The following is a 15,118-nucleotide window of genomic DNA, read 5'->3' as shown; positions in this document are numbered from 1 at the left end:
GAGAGGCCTCCCAGCCCCGCGCAAGGCCCGCGGCCTAGAATCGGGGCATGGCTCAGCGCAACACCTGGCAGCGCGAGCGCGTGCGCGATGCCCTCGCCGATGCGCGCGGATTCGTCAGCGCCCAGTCCCTGCACGCCACCCTCCGGGACGAGAACACCGGCATCGGGCTGGCGACGGTCTATCGCGCCCTCGCGGGTCTCGCGGCATCCGGCGATGCCGATTCGCTGCAGAGCCCCGAGGGTGAGGCTCTCTACCGCGCCTGCTCGACGCAGGGCCATCACCACCATCTGATCTGCCGCTCGTGCGGGCTGACGGTCGAGATCGAGGCCAAGGACGTCGAAGCCTGGGCTCATCGCACGGCCGCCCTGCACGGGTTCACCGAGGCGGCTCACGTCGTCGACATCTTCGGCCTGTGCACCCCGTGCGCGAAGAAGAAGCAGGCGCAGGAGTCGGCCTCCGCGTGAACGTGCTCACCGCGCCCGGCCGCGCTACGCGCCGCACCTCGCCGATCGTCGGGGTCGCGGTGGGCCTCGGCATCCTCGCGGTGCTGTTCGTCATCGACCTCGTGCTGCCGACGCTGTACTCGGTGTCGCTGCCGAACCGGGTCCAGGACGGACTGACGCTTTCGCTGAGCGTGCTGATCGAGGCGCTGCCGTTCGTGATCCTCGGCGTCGTGCTGTCGATCGTCGTGCAGGTGTGGCTCCCGGCCGACGCGATCCAGCGCTGGCTGCCCCGTAAGGCGTGGGCGCGACGGGCCGTGCTGTCGCTGCTCGGGATGCTGATCCCGGTGTGCGAGTGCGGCAACGTGCCCTTCGCACGCGGCCTGATGATGCGCGGGCTCGCCCCGGCCGAGGCGCTCACCTTCCTCATGGCGGCGCCGATCGTGAACCCGATCGTGATCCTGACCACCCACGCCGCGTTCGGCTGGGACGGCGGGATCCTCGTCGCGCGGCTCGTCGGCGGATTCCTCATCGCCAACCTCATCGGCTGGATCTACAGCCGCCACCCCTCCCCGGACGCCCTGCTCACCGAGCGCTTCGTCGCGACCTGCGACCGCGTGACGCACGAGCACGGCACTCCCGTTCGCCGCAGCCTCACGCAGTTCCTCATCGAGCTGCGGGCGGTCATGCCGGCGCTCGTGATCGGATCGGCGGTCGCCGGCGCCGTGCAGGTCCTCATCCCGCGCGACGTGCTGCTGGCCATCGGGTCGAACCCCGTGCTGTCGATCGTCGCGATGATGGCGCTCGCCATGACCGTCGCGATCTGCTCGAACGTGGACGCCTTCTTCGCGCTGTCGTTCGCGTCCACGTTCTCGCCCGGGGCCATCGTCGCCTTCCTGCTGGTCGGCCCGCTCGTGGACATCAAGATGCTCGCGCTGATGCGCACCACCTTCACCACCCGCACGCTGGTCGGCATCGTCGGCGTCGTGCTGCTGAGCGCGTTCGTCATCGGGATCGGGGTGAACGTCTTTGTCTGAGCAGGTCTCGCGACGCAGTGCGCTGTGGTCGCGGTGGCTGGGCGTCGGCCTCGCCGCCGGGCTCTCCGTCGTGACCCTCGGCCTGGCGTTCACCGGACGACTGTCGCTCTACATCAGCCCCGAGTCGGTCTGGTTCGCGGTCGCGGGTGCGATCGTGACGCTCACCGGCGCGGTGTGGTCGTGCACGCTTCCGCTCGGCGAGGAGATGGATCACGATCACGACCACGGGACGGATGCCGCGGACACCGCCGCATCGCCCCAGCGCACCCTGGCGGCGGTCGGGAGCATCACGGCGGGTGTCGTCGCGTCGGGTGTCGTGATCGCCGGACTCGTGCTGCCCCCGGCATCCCTCTCGGTCGAACTGGCGATGTCGCGGGCCGGAGAGGCCGGCACCCTGTTCGCAGGAGCGGACACCGTGACCCTCGGCGTTGCCGACACCTCGACGTTCGGCGTAGGGGACTGGGCGAGCGTCTTCGCCACCGCGACGCGTCCGGAGAGCTACGACGGCTCGACCGTGACGCTCACCGGATTCGTCACCCCGGGCGAGGGGGATGACGAGATGAACCTCTCGAGGCTGGTCATCACGCACTGCGTGATCGATGCGCAGCCCGCGTCGATCCCGGTCGTCTCGGCCTCGTGGTCGAGCGATTACGAAGTGGGCCAGTGGGTCGAGATCACCGGCACGATCACCGCGGATGCCGATGGCACCCTGAGCGTGGAGCCCACCGACGTCACCCCGATCGATGAACCGGGGGATCCGTATGAGTACTGATTCGCCGACCCCGCGGACCAGGGCAGAGATGCGCGCGCTGCGCGAGGCAGCCGAGGCCGCTGCGGAGACGGAAGCCGCGTCGGCAGGGGGCTCGAATGGTCGCGTCGCTGATGCTGAGGCGGCCGATCGTGACACCTCCCGGGAGAGTGAGCCGGGTGCCGCGTCGGCAGGGGGCTCGAATGGTCGCGTCAGCGCGGCGGAGGCGGCCGATCGCGACCCCTCCCGCGGGAGTGAGTCGGTTGCCGCGTCGGCAGGGGACGCGGATGGTCGCCTCTCGGCGTTCGACGCGGCGATTCGCGACACCTCTCGCGGGTACGAGTCCGTGCCCGAGTCTGCGCCGGAGCCCGTCTCCGCTGCGCAGGTGTCGCAGGTGGTCGCCTCGGGGGCCGCGACGCGACACGATGCGACCCCTCCCGCGGAGGCGGCGGAGTCCACACACGCGGCGGCCGCGCCAGACGCGCCAGACGCGGCCCACGCCCCGGACGCACCGGAGCCCGCGGAGGCGCCGACGGCTGCCGAGCCCCGCAACCACCGCTTCCTCATCCTGCTCGGCTCGGTTCTGGGCATCCTCGCGATCGTCGGGGCGACGCTCGGCGTCATCAGCCTGACCCAGGGACCGCGGCTCGTCGCCGAGCAGATCGACCCCGCTCAGGCGATCGAGGTCTCCGGCAGCCGCCTGATCCTCACCACGAACCAGCCCCTGACGGCGATCGATCCGGAGCAGGTCACGGTCGAACCCGCCGTGCCGTTCACGGTCGACGCCGCAGGGCGCAGCGTCGGCATCCGCTTCACGGTCCCGCTCGACGACGAGACGACCTACGACGTGCGGGTCGCCGATGTCACGAGCACGGGCGGCGGTCCGGCGACGGATCTCACGACGACGTTCACGACCCCGCCCTCCGAGGTGTTCCTGCTCAAGCGGGATGCCGAGGGCGAGGACGGCATCTTCCGCACCGACCTCACCGGCGAGAAGGCCGTGCCGGTCTTCACGGCCGAGCGCATCGACGACTTCCGCGCGACCACGACGCAGCTCGTCGTCGCGGTCGAGGACGAAGAGGGCTCGTCCGTCCTCGTCATGAACCGCGACGGTTCCGACCCGCGCGAGCTGACGCTCCCCGGCGACGGTTTCGTGACCGGGGTGCAGGTGTCCGATCGCGGCGGTCTCGTCGGCTACACCTACTCGGATCGGGAACTCACCGACACCAGCGGCCGTGCGAGCGTGCTCGTCACGCAGCCGCTGGACGGCTCAGGCGAACCGCGCATCGTCGAAGTCGCCGACGTCGAGGCGAGCATCGCCGAGTGGGAGTTCGTGCCGGACTCCGCCGCGGTGCTGTTCATCGACTGGCAGGGTGCGCTCGCTCTCGAGGATCTCTCCTCGGATGCCGGCACGCAGGCCCTGGGCACTGCGATGAGCATCATGGGCGTGTCCCGTGGGACGTACACCGCGATCATCGAGCGCACCGACGGCAGTGTCGTCGAACTGAATCTCGCGGACGGCTCGGAGGCGCCGCTGCCGGCATCCGAACCGGACTACGGGATCGCGACGACCATCGCACCGTACCCCGGCGGCACGCTGCGGCACATCGTCACGCGCGACGAGAACGGGCTCCCGACCGGGCAGTCCGTGATCCGCGTCGATGACGACGGCGCGGCGACGCCGCTGATCGAGGTGCCGAGCACCGACACGATCCTGCAGGTGTGCGCGTCGCCGAGCGGGCAGTACACGGCCGTCACCGTCGCCCCCGATCTCGCGAACAACCCGTACGACGACCTGCTCGCGCCGCTCCCGCAGACGCTGCACACGCACGTGCTCGACACGGAGACCGGCGAGGAGATCGTCCCCGTCACCGGGTTCGACATCTCGTGGTGCCCGGTGGGACCGGTGTTCTGACCCGTGCTGCACAGGGCTGTTCGCGAGGAGCTCGCAGGCCTGCCCCTCGAGGTCGCGCCGCGACTGCTGGGCGGGCGGCTGCGAACCGTCGTCGAGGGCTCTCCCGTGACGCTGCGGATCACGGAGGCCGAGGCGTATCACGGGCAGGGCACGGGTCTCGTGCCCGACCCGGGGTCTCATGCGCGGATGGGGCGCACGGCGCGGAACGCCACGATGTGGGGAGACCCCGGTCACCTCTACGTGTACCTGAGCCACGGCATCCATTCCTGCGTCAACGTCGTCTGCGCGCCGGACGGCATCGCCGGCGGTGTGCTGCTCCGAGCCGGCGAGGTGGTCGAAGGACAGGATGCCGCGGCATCCCGATCCGGACGGACAGGACGCGACCTGGCCAGAGGGCCGGGGCGCTTCGGGCAGGTGTCTGGGCTGAGGCATCCGCGCCACGACGGCATCGACGCGGTGACCGGAGCGGAGTGGGCCGGCGCGCAGGCCGAGTTGTGGCTCGACGATCCGCTGAGCGAGGTCGCGAGCGGGCCGCGGGTCGGAGTCGCAGGTGTGGCCGGTACGCAGGCGTTCCCGTGGCGGTTCTGGATCCCGGGTGACCCGACCGTCTCGGCCTTCCGGTGGGGGCGCGGAGCGTCCGCGGCATCCATGCTAGACTGACTCTTTGTCTGCGCACACTCCTGTGCGCAGTTCGCATGCCGGGCCCGCAAGGACGGCACGCAGACAAGGGATCTTGGGTGAGGCCGTCCGGTCTCACGGTATTGAAGGAGTAATCACATGGCAGCAGTGTGCCAGGTGACAGGAGCTGTTCCCGGCTTCGGTCACAACGTCTCGCACTCGCACCGCCGGACGAAGCGCCGCTTCGACCCGAACGTGCAGAAGAAGACTTACTACGTTCCGTCGCTCGGTCGTAAGATCACGCTCAACGTGTCCGCCAAGGGCATCAAGGTGATCGACGCACGCGGCATCGAGAAGGTTGTCGCCGACCTCCAGGCGAAGGGTGTGAAGCTCTAATGGCCAAGAAGGCACAGGACGTCCGTCCGATCATCAAGCTCCGCTCGACGGCGGGCACCGGTTACACCTACGTGACCAAGAAGAACCGTCGCAACACCCCCGACCGCCTCGTGCTGAAGAAGTACGACCCGGTGGTCCGCAAGCACGTCGAATTCCGAGAGGAGCGTTGATCCATGGCTAAGAAGAGCAAGATCGCTCGCAACGAGCAGCGCAAGGTCATCGTCGAGCGCTACGCAGAGCGTCGCGCCGAGCTGAAGAAGACGCTCGTCGACCCGAACGCCACCGACGAGGCCCGCGAGGCAGCTCGCGTCGGCCTGCAGAAGCTGCCGCGCAACGCGTCGCCGGCCCGCGTCCGTTCGCGTGACGCCATCGACGGCCGCCCCCGTGGCATGCTCACGAAGTTCGGCATCTCGCGTGTCCGCTTCCGTGACATGGCGCACCGTGGCGAGCTGCCCGGCGTGACCAAGTCGAGCTGGTAAGCACTCTCCAGCAGTTCTGAAAAGGGCGGGGTTCTTCGGAACTTCGCCCTTTTCGTGTGCCCGGGGGGTCGCGCGGCATGGCGGCATTGCCGGCTCGCGCTGCCCGGCGCGCGACCCGGCCCGGACATTGCCTCCCCGGACGGGAGGACTTCTTACGGATGGGAGGATCGAAACGCTGATTTCGATCCTCCCAATCGCGCGTTCTCCTCCCGTGCGGATGCGGGTGCGGATGCCGAAGCGCGCTGGACTCGCCCTGCACCGAGCTGGATAAGCACGTTCTTGTCCACAGCATTCGAGGATTCCGCGGGAACCGACCCCGCATGGCCCGTCGCCCGACAGTGATGCTCGGGCGATGGACCCGATCATCGAATTGCGCCGACTCGGCGGCGTCGCGCAGGTGCGAGCGCTGCTCGGCACTGGCGTCACGATCCACGCGTTACGCAAGGCCAAGACTGCAGGCGCCGTCAGGAAGATCCGCAAGGGCTGGGTCGCTCTCCCGGACGCCGACCCGATCCTCGTCGGGGCGGCACGTCGCGGTGTCGTCCTGACCTGCATCACGCTGGCCAAGCGACAGAAGCTCTGGGTGCGAAAGGTGGACGCGCTGCACGTCGGAGCGCCACCGAGCTCCGGCCACGTTGCCGCGCCGGAAGCGGTGGTGCACTGGAATCGGCCCATCCTTGCGCGGATGCCAGGGTCCGCGGAGGATCTGCTCATCAACGCGCTGGTGATCGCGACGTCATGTCTCGTCCGCGAGGATGCCATCGCGCTGTGGGAGACCGCATTGCGCAAGGGTGTCGTTCAGAAGCCGGAGGTGCTGCGTCTTCCCCTGCCCGCCGCTGCGCGGAGAATCGTGACGCAGGCCTCGCTCTGGTCGGATTCAGGGCTCGAATCGATCGTCGTGCACCGGTTGCGCTGGTTGAAGCTGCCGCTCGTGCAGCAGGCGTGGGTCCTCGGACACTGGGTCGATCTGCTCATCGGCGACCGGCTGGTGATCCAGATCGACGGCGGAACGCACGTCGGGGCGCAGCGCACCGAGGACATCGCCCATGACGCGATGCTGAAGCTGCACGGCTACCACGTCATCCGCATCGGCTATGACCAGATCATGAACCACTGGACCGAGGTGCAGGCGATGATCATGACCGCAGTGGCTCAGGGGCTTCACCTGTCGTGAAGAACCGCCCCGGACGGGAGGACTTCTCACGGATGGGAGGATCGAAACGCCGATTTCGATCCTCCCATCCGGGCGTTCTCCTCCCGACCGGACCCCAAGCGGCCGTCAACAGGACCCTCGAACGGGTCGTGCGCCTGTGACGGAAGTGACGAATGTGGCCCGACACGCCGCCGAAAACGTCAAAACCCGCGAAATGACGCGGAAATGTCGGCCATCGTTGATACATTCGAGGCGGTCGAACGACCAGGAGCATCCGCTCCGACACACACCAACAACGCGACGGGATCCTCGTCGCTGGAGGATGACATGGCTGACAAGTCCATCACCAAGACCGAGCTCGTCGCGAGCATCGCTTCCGCCACCGGCCAGAGCCAGGCCACCGTCTCCGGTGTGCTCGACGCTCTGTTCTCCTCGGTCTCCGACGCTGTTGCCAAGGGCAGCAAGGTCTCGATCCCGGGCTGGATCTCGTTCGAGCAGGTCGACACCGCCGCCCGCACGGGCCGCAACCCGCAGACCGGTGCCGAGATCAAGATCCCGGCCGGCAAGCGCGTCAAGGTGACCGCTGGTTCCAAGCTCAAGGCTGCCGTCAAGTAAGACTGCTTCCTTTCGAAGGCCGCTCCCGCCGAGGGGGCGGCCTTCGTGCGTTCGCCCTGGACCGTTCGCCTGGACCGTCCGCCTGGGAATCCGCGTCTGCGGCGCCGCGTAGGCTTGACGGGTGACCACGCCAGCGCAGCGGGTCTCGGCGTACCGCATCGCCGGACCCGCGATCCTCCTCATCGCCGGTGTCGTCGCCACCGTTCTCGCCCTGATCTACGGCGGCGGTGCCGAAGCGCCGCGCCTGCTCGACCCGGGTCCCGTCGTGCGCTGGGGTCTTCCCGTCGTCAAGATGCTGAGCAACGTCACGGGCGCCATCATGCTCGGCTCCCTCGTGCTCGCGCTCTTCGCGCTGCGCACCGGCACGAGGCCCTTCGAACGGGCGATGGATGCTGCATCGGCAGGAGCCGCGGCCTTCACGGTGGCCTCGGGCACGGCAGCGTTCCTCACGTTCATGTCGGTGTTCAACCCGGCGCTGAGCGCGGACCGGCTCTTCGGCGAGCAGCTGGGGAACTTTCTGCTGAACACGGCGCTCGGCCAGTCGTGGCTCATCACGACCCTCATGGGCGCGACCGTCACCGTGCTGGCCTTCGCCTGGCGCACCTGGACACCGGTGCTGCTCACCGCGATCCTGGCCGCGGCATCCTTCCTTCCGCTCGCCACCCAAGGTCACTCCGGCGATGTCGCCGGCCACAACATCGCGGTCAATTCGATCCTGCTGCACACGATCGGCGCCGCGGTGTGGCTGGGCGGTCTCCTGCTCGTCGTCCTGCTGCGCCGCACGCCGGATCTCGACGTCACCGCGTTCGTGCAGCGCTACTCGACGCTCGCACTGGCGGCGTTCGTCGTCGTCGCCGTCTCCGGCCTCGCACGCTCGATCGTCGCGCTGGGGGACTGGGATGGTCTCCTGACGCCGTACGGCGGCATCCTGATCGCCAAGATCGTCCTGCTCGTCGCGATGGGCATCCTCGGGGCCTGGTACCGTGCCCGACTCATTCCCCGGATCGACAAGAACCGCGGCTGGTTCTGGATGCTCGTGCTGTGCGAGGTCGCGCTCATGGGCCTGGCCTCGGGGGCCGCTGCTGCCCTCGCCCGCACCGAGCCGCCGGCCGGTGACACCCCGCCGGCCGTCCGGACGCCGGCCGAGATCCTCACCGACTCGCCTCTGCCGCCCGAGTTCACGCTCGACCGCTGGTTCACCGAGTGGAACATCGACGTGCTGTGGCTGGTGGCCGGCGGCTTCGGTCTGGTGTTCTATCTGGCAGGGGTCGTCCGGCTGCAGCGCCGTGGCGATCGCTGGCCGATCCACCGCACAGTGTTCTGGGTCTTCGGCGTCCTGCTGCTGGTCTGGGTGACCAGCGGTGCGCTCAACGCATATCAGGACTACCTGTTCAGCGTGCACATGATGGGGCACATGCTGCTGTCGATGGCGATTCCGCTGCTGCTCGTCTCGGGGGCGCCGATCACGCTCGCCCTGCGCGCGATCGAGAAGCGCGACGACGGGACCCGCGGCGGGCGCGAGTGGATCATGTGGGCCGTGCACTCGCCGTTCGCCCGCGTCGTGACGCACCCGTTCGTGGCCGCGGGGATCTTCATCGGGTCGCTGTGGGCGTTCTACTTCACCGACCTGTTCCGGTGGTCGATGTACGAGCACCTCGGGCACGAGTGGATGATCGCGCACTTCCTCATCTCGGGCTACCTGTTCGTGATGAGCCTGATCGGCGCGGACCCGGTGCCCTACCGACTGCCGTACCCCGGCCGCCTCATCACCCTGATCGCCGTGATGGCTCTGCACGCGTTCTTCGGCATCGCGATCATGATGCAGACCGGGCTGATGGTCTCGGAGTGGTTCGGTGCGATGGGGCGCACGTGGGGCCCGACGCCGCTGGAGGACCAGTACATCGGCGGCGGCATCGCGTGGTCCGTGGGCGAGATCCCCACGCTGATCCTCGCGATCACCGTCGCGATCCAGTGGAGCCGCAACGACACGAAGGTCCAGCGCCGGCGCGACCGGCACGCGGACCGCACGGGCGAGGCAGAGCTCGAGGAGTACAACGCCCGTCTCGCGGAGCTCGCCGCCAAGGACGCCAGGGCCGCGGCGCGCGAGCGCCGCTGACCAGCTATCCGTCCGCCGGAGATCCGACCAGGATGGATGCCGAGCCGTCGGGGAGGATCGTGATCGTCCCGTTCACCTGGAACGGCACGTCCTCCGACACGTGCTCGATCGACCCGTCGAAGAGCGAGCGGATGTCGACCTCGATGTGCGCCACGGCATCCGTCGCGGGGATCATCCACGAACTGCCGTCCGGCTCGACCGTCACCTGAGGCTGCTGGGCGATCGACCACGTCGGCTCGCCGTCGATCCGGTTGGCGACGTCGTAGCCGAACGGGCACGCGGTGGGCTTGAGCACCTGCTGGGTCGTGCAGCCGGTAAGGAACTCCTCAACGCGCTGCTGCACCACGGCGACGAACTCGTCGGTCGCGGTGGCGTTCACGGCGACCGGCGTCGACGTGAGCGGCGCGTCGGCCAGGACGCTGACGCCGGGGGATTCCGAAATCGCGGTGTCGACCGTGACGGAGTACACGCCGGGTGTGAACACGAGCAGCGAGATCGGTGCGGTCGGGTCGGCTTCGGCACCGGATGCCGAGACCTGGCCCCGCTCGAGGGTGAACCCGTTCACGGCGAACCGGTCGGCCCCGACCAGCGACAGCTCAACGGCGGCGAGCGGACTCGCGCTGAAACGCCAGCGCGGTGCGACGCCGATCCAGCCGTCCTGCTCGACGCGGAAGGTGCTGACGCCGGGGTGGCCGTTCGCCGAATACGAGACGGTGACGTCGCTGATGCCCTCCTTCTGGCTCGTGGAGACGACCTCGAGATCGGTCAGCGGCGCGAGGGCGGCCTGGCGCAGCAGCGCCTCCGACGCGGTCGGGTCCACACCGGCATCCTCGAGCGTCGCGCGGTCGACGGCGACCCCTGGAACGAGCAGCGCGTCGCCCGCCTTGCCGGCGGCCAGCAGGTCGAGGTACCGGGTCACGAACGAAGCCGGGCTGTAGAACTGCTGGTACAGCGCTGCGCCTCCGGCACCAAGGGCGGCGAGGAGCAGAACGCCGATCAGCACGAGGATCGACAGATCGACCCCGAGGCGCGCGCGCCGGGGCGACCCGGCCGCAGGCTGCTCCATGGCGTCAGTCTATGAGGGGCGTCCTGGGACGAAGCCGAGCATTGCCGGAGGTTGCGCGGCCCGGCGACGTACCATGGATGCCGTGTCCCTCCCCGCTCTCTCCGCCGAACAGGAAGCTCTCTTCCGACTGATCGAGGACACCGACGAGCACGTCTTCGTGACCGGCCGGGCGGGTACGGGCAAGTCCACGTTGCTGCAGCACTTCGCCTGGAACACCAAGAAGCAGATCGCGATCTGCGCGCCGACGGGCGTCGCCGCGCTCAACGTCGAGGGGCAGACGATCCACTCGCTGTTCCGGCTGCCGATCGGTCTCATCGCCGACAGCGAGATCGATCAGAGCGATCCGACGCGACGCATCCTGAACGCGATCGAGACGCTCGTGATCGACGAGGTCTCGATGGTCAACGCCGACCTGATGGATGCCATGGACCGCGCGCTGCGCCAGGCCCGGGGGCGTCGTGCGCAACCGTTCGGCGGCGTCCAGGTCGTCATGTTCGGCGACCCGTATCAGCTCGCACCCGTACCGCCACGGGGAGACGAGGCCCGCTATGTCGAGGACCACTACCGCTCGTTCTGGTTCTTCGACGCGAAGGTGTGGGCCGGTGCGTCGGGCGATGACGGTCTGCTCGACCTCGGACGCCACGGCGCGCAGCTGCACGTCCGCGAACTGGTGGAGATCCACCGCCAGTCCGATGACGGGTTCAAGGCCATGCTGAACGCCGTCCGGTACGGACGCGTGACCGCCGAGATCGCCGAGGTGCTGAACACCCAGGGCGCGCGTCCCCAGCCGGACCCGGAGCCGGGCGAGGTGCCGATGATCACGCTCGCCACCCGCAACGACATCGTGAACAGCATCAACCGCCGTCATCTCCTGGCGCTGGGCGGACGGGAGCAGACCGCCAAGGCCGAGATCAACGGCGACTTCGGGCGGGGTGAGTCGAACTTCCCGGCGGATGCCGAGCTCAAGCTCAAGGTCGGCGCCCAGGTGATGTTCCTGCGCAACGACACGGCGATGGCGGGAGAGCCCCCTCGGTGGGTGAACGGCACGATCGGGACCGTCACCCGCATTCTCGGCGGCTCGGTGCGCGTCGACATCGACGGCGAGGAGGTCGACGTCGAGCCGGCGGTGTGGGAGAGGTACCGGTACGCGTACAACCCGCTGACCAAGACGCTCTCGCGCGACGTGGTCGCGGAGTTCACGCAGTTCCCGCTGCGGCTGGCATGGGCGGTGACGATCCACAAGTCGCAGGGAAAGACGTACGACAGGGCGCTGATCGACCTGGGCTCCGGTGCGTTCGCCCCCGGCCAGACGTATGTCGCGCTGAGCCGGTTGACGTCCCTGGACGGGCTCTACCTGTCACGGCCGCTGCGGCCGAGCGACATCCGTGTGGACGAGGACGTCCGCCGGTTCATGCGCGCGGCGTGGGAGCGCAACTCGACTCCCGAGGTCACCGCCTGATCAGGCGGCTGCGCGGGCGCGGTCCAGGTCCTCGAACAGCTCGGTGTTGAACCGGTACGCCAGCAGCACCTCGGCGATGACGCGCTCGCGCTCGGCATCGTCCCACGGAGCGGCATCCAGCTGGTCGCGGTAGACGTCCTTGAACGCCTTCGGGTCGGCGATGTCGTCGAAGAGGTAGAAGCCGATGCCGTTCGTCTCGAACCCGAAGCGCCGCTGCATGACGCGCCCGATGAAGATCCCGCCGGACAGGTCGCCGAGGTAGCGCGTGTAGTGGTGGGCGACGAAGCCGCCTGGCCACGTGGCGCCGACCTGCTGGATCCGCTCGACGTAGCGCCGGGTGGTCGGCAGCGGCTGGATCCGCGAGCGCCAGTCAGCGCCGACGAGGAACTCGAGGTCGGCCTCCAGCGCCGGCAGGCGGGTGAGCTTGTCGCTGAGGAACACCGAAGCGACGGGGTCGTGGCGCATCCGCTCACCAGCCGCCTCGAGCGCCTCGTAGATGAAGTAGTGCTGCGTGACGAGTGAGATGTAGTCCTCGCGGGAGCCCTCGCCGGTCAGCAGCTCGCCCATGAATCCGGCGTGCTCGCTGCGGGAGTGTGACCCGGATGAGCGCTCGCGCAGCGCCGCGGAGAACGACAGGAGTTCGGACATGCCCCCAGTGTAAGGGGAACCTAACTTCTTGCGAAGTGCGGATTTCAGGCGTGCGGTCTCGGTTCGACCCCGAGGCGCTCGCAGGCAGCGTCGTACAGCGCGACGATCTCGCGCCGCACGGCAGGGCGCTCGGTGATCGCGCCGCCGGGCCACGGTACGCGCAGCTCCTCGTCGGTGCCGCCTGCCCGCGTGATGCGCCACACCCCGGCGTCGCCGTCGAACCCGGTCATCACGGCATCCGTGATCGGGGAATCGGACGCCGGGGCGAACGCGCGGGCGATGAGCAGGTTGTCATCGGCGTGGTCGCCGTTCATGTGGCGCAGGACGGCTGCGACCACGTCGGCGTCGAAGGTGTGGGGCACGGCCCTACTGTAGGACGGCGCGGGCCGAGGAGTCCGGGGTGTCTTTCAGGATGCGGCCTCTAGACTCTCTGGAGATACCCAGGGAGTGGATCCATGCACCTTCTGTCGTCGCGCCGCATCGGCGTAGCAGCAGCCTCAGCCGCGGCGCTCGCGCTCGTTCTGGCGGGCTGCTCCGGTGAAGCGGACGTGACGTACACGCCGCCGCCGCAGGTCGACGGCGCGCTCCCCGAGGACACCGTGGCGCAGATGCAGGCCGCGGTCGACAACGCCATCACGGCATCCGGTTCCTCCGGTGCCATCGTCGGCGTGTGGGTGCCGTGGAGCGGAGAATGGGTCGCGGCGACCGGGACGCAGGCGCAGGGCGACGACACCGAGGTCACCACCGACATGTCGTTCCGGGTGGCTGATGTCACGCGCCTGATGACCTGCGACGTCCTGTACGGCATGGCCGACGACGGTCTCATCGAGCTCGACGCGCCAGTGCCGGATTACGTCTCCGGTGTCGCGGACCTGAAGGACATCACTCTGGTCGACCTGTGCAACGGTGCGGGTGGCATCGGCTCCTCCGAGGGGAAGCTGAAGAACGCCTGGCTCACGACGCCAGAGCGCGTGTGGAGCCCTCTGGAGCTCGCGTCCTTCGGCCTCGGTGAGGCGGCATCGACGCCGCGCACCGCGTACCGGGATTCCGACTCCGGATACCTGCTGCTCGGGCTCGCGCTCGAGCGCGCGTCCGGCATGACCGCGTCCGCGCTCATCGACAAGTACGTCACCGACCCGCTCGAGCTCACGCACACGCGTCTGCCCGGATCGAGGGCGGCCGCGGCATCTGATGGTCCAGTGCTGCGCGGCAACCACCTCCCCGCCGTCGAGGGCGGCTACGACTGCACTGCACCGATCGATGTCAGCGTCGCGTCGGCGAGCATGGGCTTCACCGATTCCGGCGCCGTGTCCACGATCGAGGACCTCGGCACCTACATCCAGGCGACGGCCGCGCAGGCGCTGCGCGCCGAGGACGCGGAGCCCGCACGCTTCGGCGCGCCGCTTCCGGCGTCGGCGAGCGCGCCCTCCTGGTACCAGGCGACGGGTGGCGCATTCCTCGTCGGATCGATGATCGGTCAGCAGGGCTGGACCGCGGGCTACGCCACATCGGCGTACTCGGATCCCGCGACCGGATTCACGGTCGCCGTCACGCTGAACAACTCCGCGTCGGGCAGCAGCATTGCGGCGTACCTCGCGTGGGAGCTGGCCGCGATCGCGTCCAAGGTCCCCGCCGCCGAGGGGCAGACCGCCCCCGAATTCGGACTCCCCTTCACCGCGGAGCAGTACCACGACACCATCGCCTCGGCCGTCACCTGCGCGGCTCCCCCCGCCGGCTGACGACCATGCCGGATCGCCCGACCGGCTCGCACAAGGCCGTCGAGACGCTGAACTATCTCAAGGCGCGCATCACGCGCGGCGACTGGCCCATCAACAGCCGCATCCCGCGCGAACCGGAGCTCATGGCGATGATCGGAGTCGGCAAGTCGACCGTGCGCGAGGCCGTCCGTGCGCTTGCGAGCCAGGGGATGCTGGAGCCGATCACCGGCGTCGGGACCTTCGTGCGCTCGCGCACTCCGGTCGCCTCCGTGGTGACGGACCACCTCGCCGAGTACTCCCTCGACGAGGTTCTCGTCTATCGCCGTGCTCTCGAGATGGAGGCCGTGCGGCAGGCCGCCGTGCTCCGCACCGACGAGCAACTGGAACAGCTGAGGGCCGTCTGCGAGCGCGACCTGCGCATCACCGCCGGCACGCCGTTCGCGAAGGAGCTGGGCGAGACGCCGGGGAGCTTCCACCATCTCGTGTTCGAGGCCTCGGGGAACCGGCTGCTCGCCGGCCTGTACGTCGCCGTCATGCCGGTGATCCGCGGGGCCGTCCGTGGCGGGCGGCTCCGGCACGGTGCGGATCTCGGCGTCTTCGACGAGGACCATGCGGCCATCCTCGGTGCGATCGAGGAACAGGATGCCGTGGCCGCCGCTCTCGCCATGGCGGTCCACCTGGATCACGATCTCGTGGTCGTGGGCTGACCC

At 69.1% G+C, this 15,118-nt stretch carries 17 protein-coding genes; 14 read left to right on the top strand and 3 right to left on the bottom strand.

Annotated elements, in window-relative coordinates; all coding sequences use genetic code 11:
- Positions 1-47 precede the first annotated feature (47 nt).
- From AC3ANJ_RS18355 to AC3ANJ_RS18305, 11 genes are all read left to right on the top strand, one after another.
- The gene (locus AC3ANJ_RS18355; protein WP_488317562.1) at positions 48-464 is read left to right on the top strand and encodes a Fur family transcriptional regulator; all 417 of its coding nucleotides are present in this window, start codon (positions 48-50) and stop codon (positions 462-464) included.
- On the top strand, positions 461-1,477 hold the full coding sequence (locus tag AC3ANJ_RS18350; RefSeq protein ID WP_488317561.1) for a permease: 1,017 nt from the start codon (positions 461-463) through the stop codon (positions 1,475-1,477). Before AC3ANJ_RS18355 ends, AC3ANJ_RS18350 begins: the two co-directional genes overlap by 4 nt.
- The gene (locus AC3ANJ_RS18345) at positions 1,470-2,249 is read left to right on the top strand and encodes a TIGR03943 family putative permease subunit (RefSeq protein ID WP_488317560.1); all 780 of its coding nucleotides are present in this window, start codon (positions 1,470-1,472) and stop codon (positions 2,247-2,249) included. The genes AC3ANJ_RS18350 and AC3ANJ_RS18345 overlap by 8 nt, the downstream gene beginning before the upstream one ends.
- Positions 2,239-4,140, top strand: a complete 1,902-nt coding sequence (locus tag AC3ANJ_RS18340) for a TolB-like translocation protein (protein ID WP_488317559.1) — start codon at positions 2,239-2,241, stop codon at positions 4,138-4,140. The genes AC3ANJ_RS18345 and AC3ANJ_RS18340 overlap by 11 nt, the downstream gene beginning before the upstream one ends.
- Positions 4,141-4,146: 6 nt before the next feature.
- Entirely contained in the window at positions 4,147-4,800 is a 654-nt protein-coding gene (locus AC3ANJ_RS18335) for a DNA-3-methyladenine glycosylase (RefSeq protein WP_488319317.1), read from the top strand.
- 117 nt (positions 4,801-4,917) lie between these two features.
- Positions 4,918-5,154: a 50S ribosomal protein L28 gene (gene rpmB / locus AC3ANJ_RS18330; RefSeq protein WP_243228355.1), complete on the top strand. Its 237-nt coding sequence runs from the start codon at positions 4,918-4,920 to the stop codon at positions 5,152-5,154.
- Complete coding sequence (gene rpmG / locus AC3ANJ_RS18325) at positions 5,154-5,324, top strand: 50S ribosomal protein L33 (protein WP_046014935.1); 171 nt, start codon at positions 5,154-5,156, stop codon at positions 5,322-5,324. Before rpmB ends, rpmG begins: the two co-directional genes overlap by 1 nt.
- Positions 5,325-5,327: 3 nt before the next feature.
- Complete coding sequence (rpsN, locus tag AC3ANJ_RS18320; protein ID WP_406248177.1) at positions 5,328-5,633, top strand: 30S ribosomal protein S14; 306 nt, start codon at positions 5,328-5,330, stop codon at positions 5,631-5,633.
- A 352-nt stretch (positions 5,634-5,985) separates the two neighbouring features.
- A complete protein-coding gene (locus AC3ANJ_RS18315; RefSeq protein ID WP_488317558.1) occupies positions 5,986-6,807 on the top strand; it encodes an endonuclease domain-containing protein in 822 nt (273 codons plus the stop codon).
- 306 nt (positions 6,808-7,113) lie between these two features.
- Positions 7,114-7,401, top strand: a complete 288-nt coding sequence (locus AC3ANJ_RS18310) for an HU family DNA-binding protein (protein WP_120230127.1) — start codon at positions 7,114-7,116, stop codon at positions 7,399-7,401.
- A gap of 121 nt (positions 7,402-7,522) precedes the next feature.
- A complete protein-coding gene (locus AC3ANJ_RS18305; protein ID WP_488317557.1) occupies positions 7,523-9,517 on the top strand; it encodes a bifunctional copper resistance protein CopD/cytochrome c oxidase assembly protein in 1,995 nt (664 codons plus the stop codon).
- A 4-nt stretch (positions 9,518-9,521) separates the two neighbouring features.
- On the opposite strand, the gene AC3ANJ_RS18300 is transcribed toward AC3ANJ_RS18305, so the two are convergent.
- Positions 9,522-10,583 (bottom strand): hypothetical protein, encoded by a 1,062-nt coding sequence (locus AC3ANJ_RS18300; RefSeq protein ID WP_488317556.1) that lies wholly within the window; start codon positions 10,581-10,583, stop codon positions 9,522-9,524.
- A 73-nt stretch (positions 10,584-10,656) separates the two neighbouring features.
- Here AC3ANJ_RS18300 and AC3ANJ_RS18295 point away from each other — a divergent pair, with 73 nt between their 5' ends.
- Entirely contained in the window at positions 10,657-12,042 is a 1,386-nt protein-coding gene (locus AC3ANJ_RS18295) for an ATP-dependent DNA helicase (protein WP_406248187.1), read from the top strand.
- Here AC3ANJ_RS18295 and AC3ANJ_RS18290 read toward each other — a convergent pair whose 3' ends face one another.
- Both AC3ANJ_RS18290 and AC3ANJ_RS18285 read right to left on the bottom strand, forming a co-directional pair.
- Positions 12,043-12,690 (bottom strand): biliverdin-producing heme oxygenase, encoded by a 648-nt coding sequence (locus AC3ANJ_RS18290; RefSeq protein ID WP_488317555.1) that lies wholly within the window; start codon positions 12,688-12,690, stop codon positions 12,043-12,045.
- 44 nt (positions 12,691-12,734) lie between these two features.
- Positions 12,735-13,052, bottom strand: a complete 318-nt coding sequence (locus tag AC3ANJ_RS18285) for a DUF2470 domain-containing protein (protein ID WP_488317554.1) — start codon at positions 13,050-13,052, stop codon at positions 12,735-12,737.
- 93 nt (positions 13,053-13,145) lie between these two features.
- On the opposite strand from AC3ANJ_RS18285, the gene AC3ANJ_RS18280 reads away from it, so the two are divergent.
- Positions 13,146-14,429, top strand: a complete 1,284-nt coding sequence (locus AC3ANJ_RS18280) for a serine hydrolase domain-containing protein (RefSeq protein ID WP_488317553.1) — start codon at positions 13,146-13,148, stop codon at positions 14,427-14,429.
- Between the two features lie 5 nt (positions 14,430-14,434).
- Positions 14,435-15,115, top strand: coding sequence for a FadR/GntR family transcriptional regulator (locus AC3ANJ_RS18275; RefSeq protein ID WP_488317552.1), 681 nt, complete (start codon positions 14,435-14,437; stop codon positions 15,113-15,115).
- The last annotated feature ends 3 nt before the right edge of the window (positions 15,116-15,118 follow it).

This window comes from Microbacterium sp. STRO-1N (assembly GCF_057748015.1).
The sequence above is the reverse complement of the archived record's forward strand: the minus strand, read 5'-3'. Positions and strand labels throughout refer to the sequence as shown.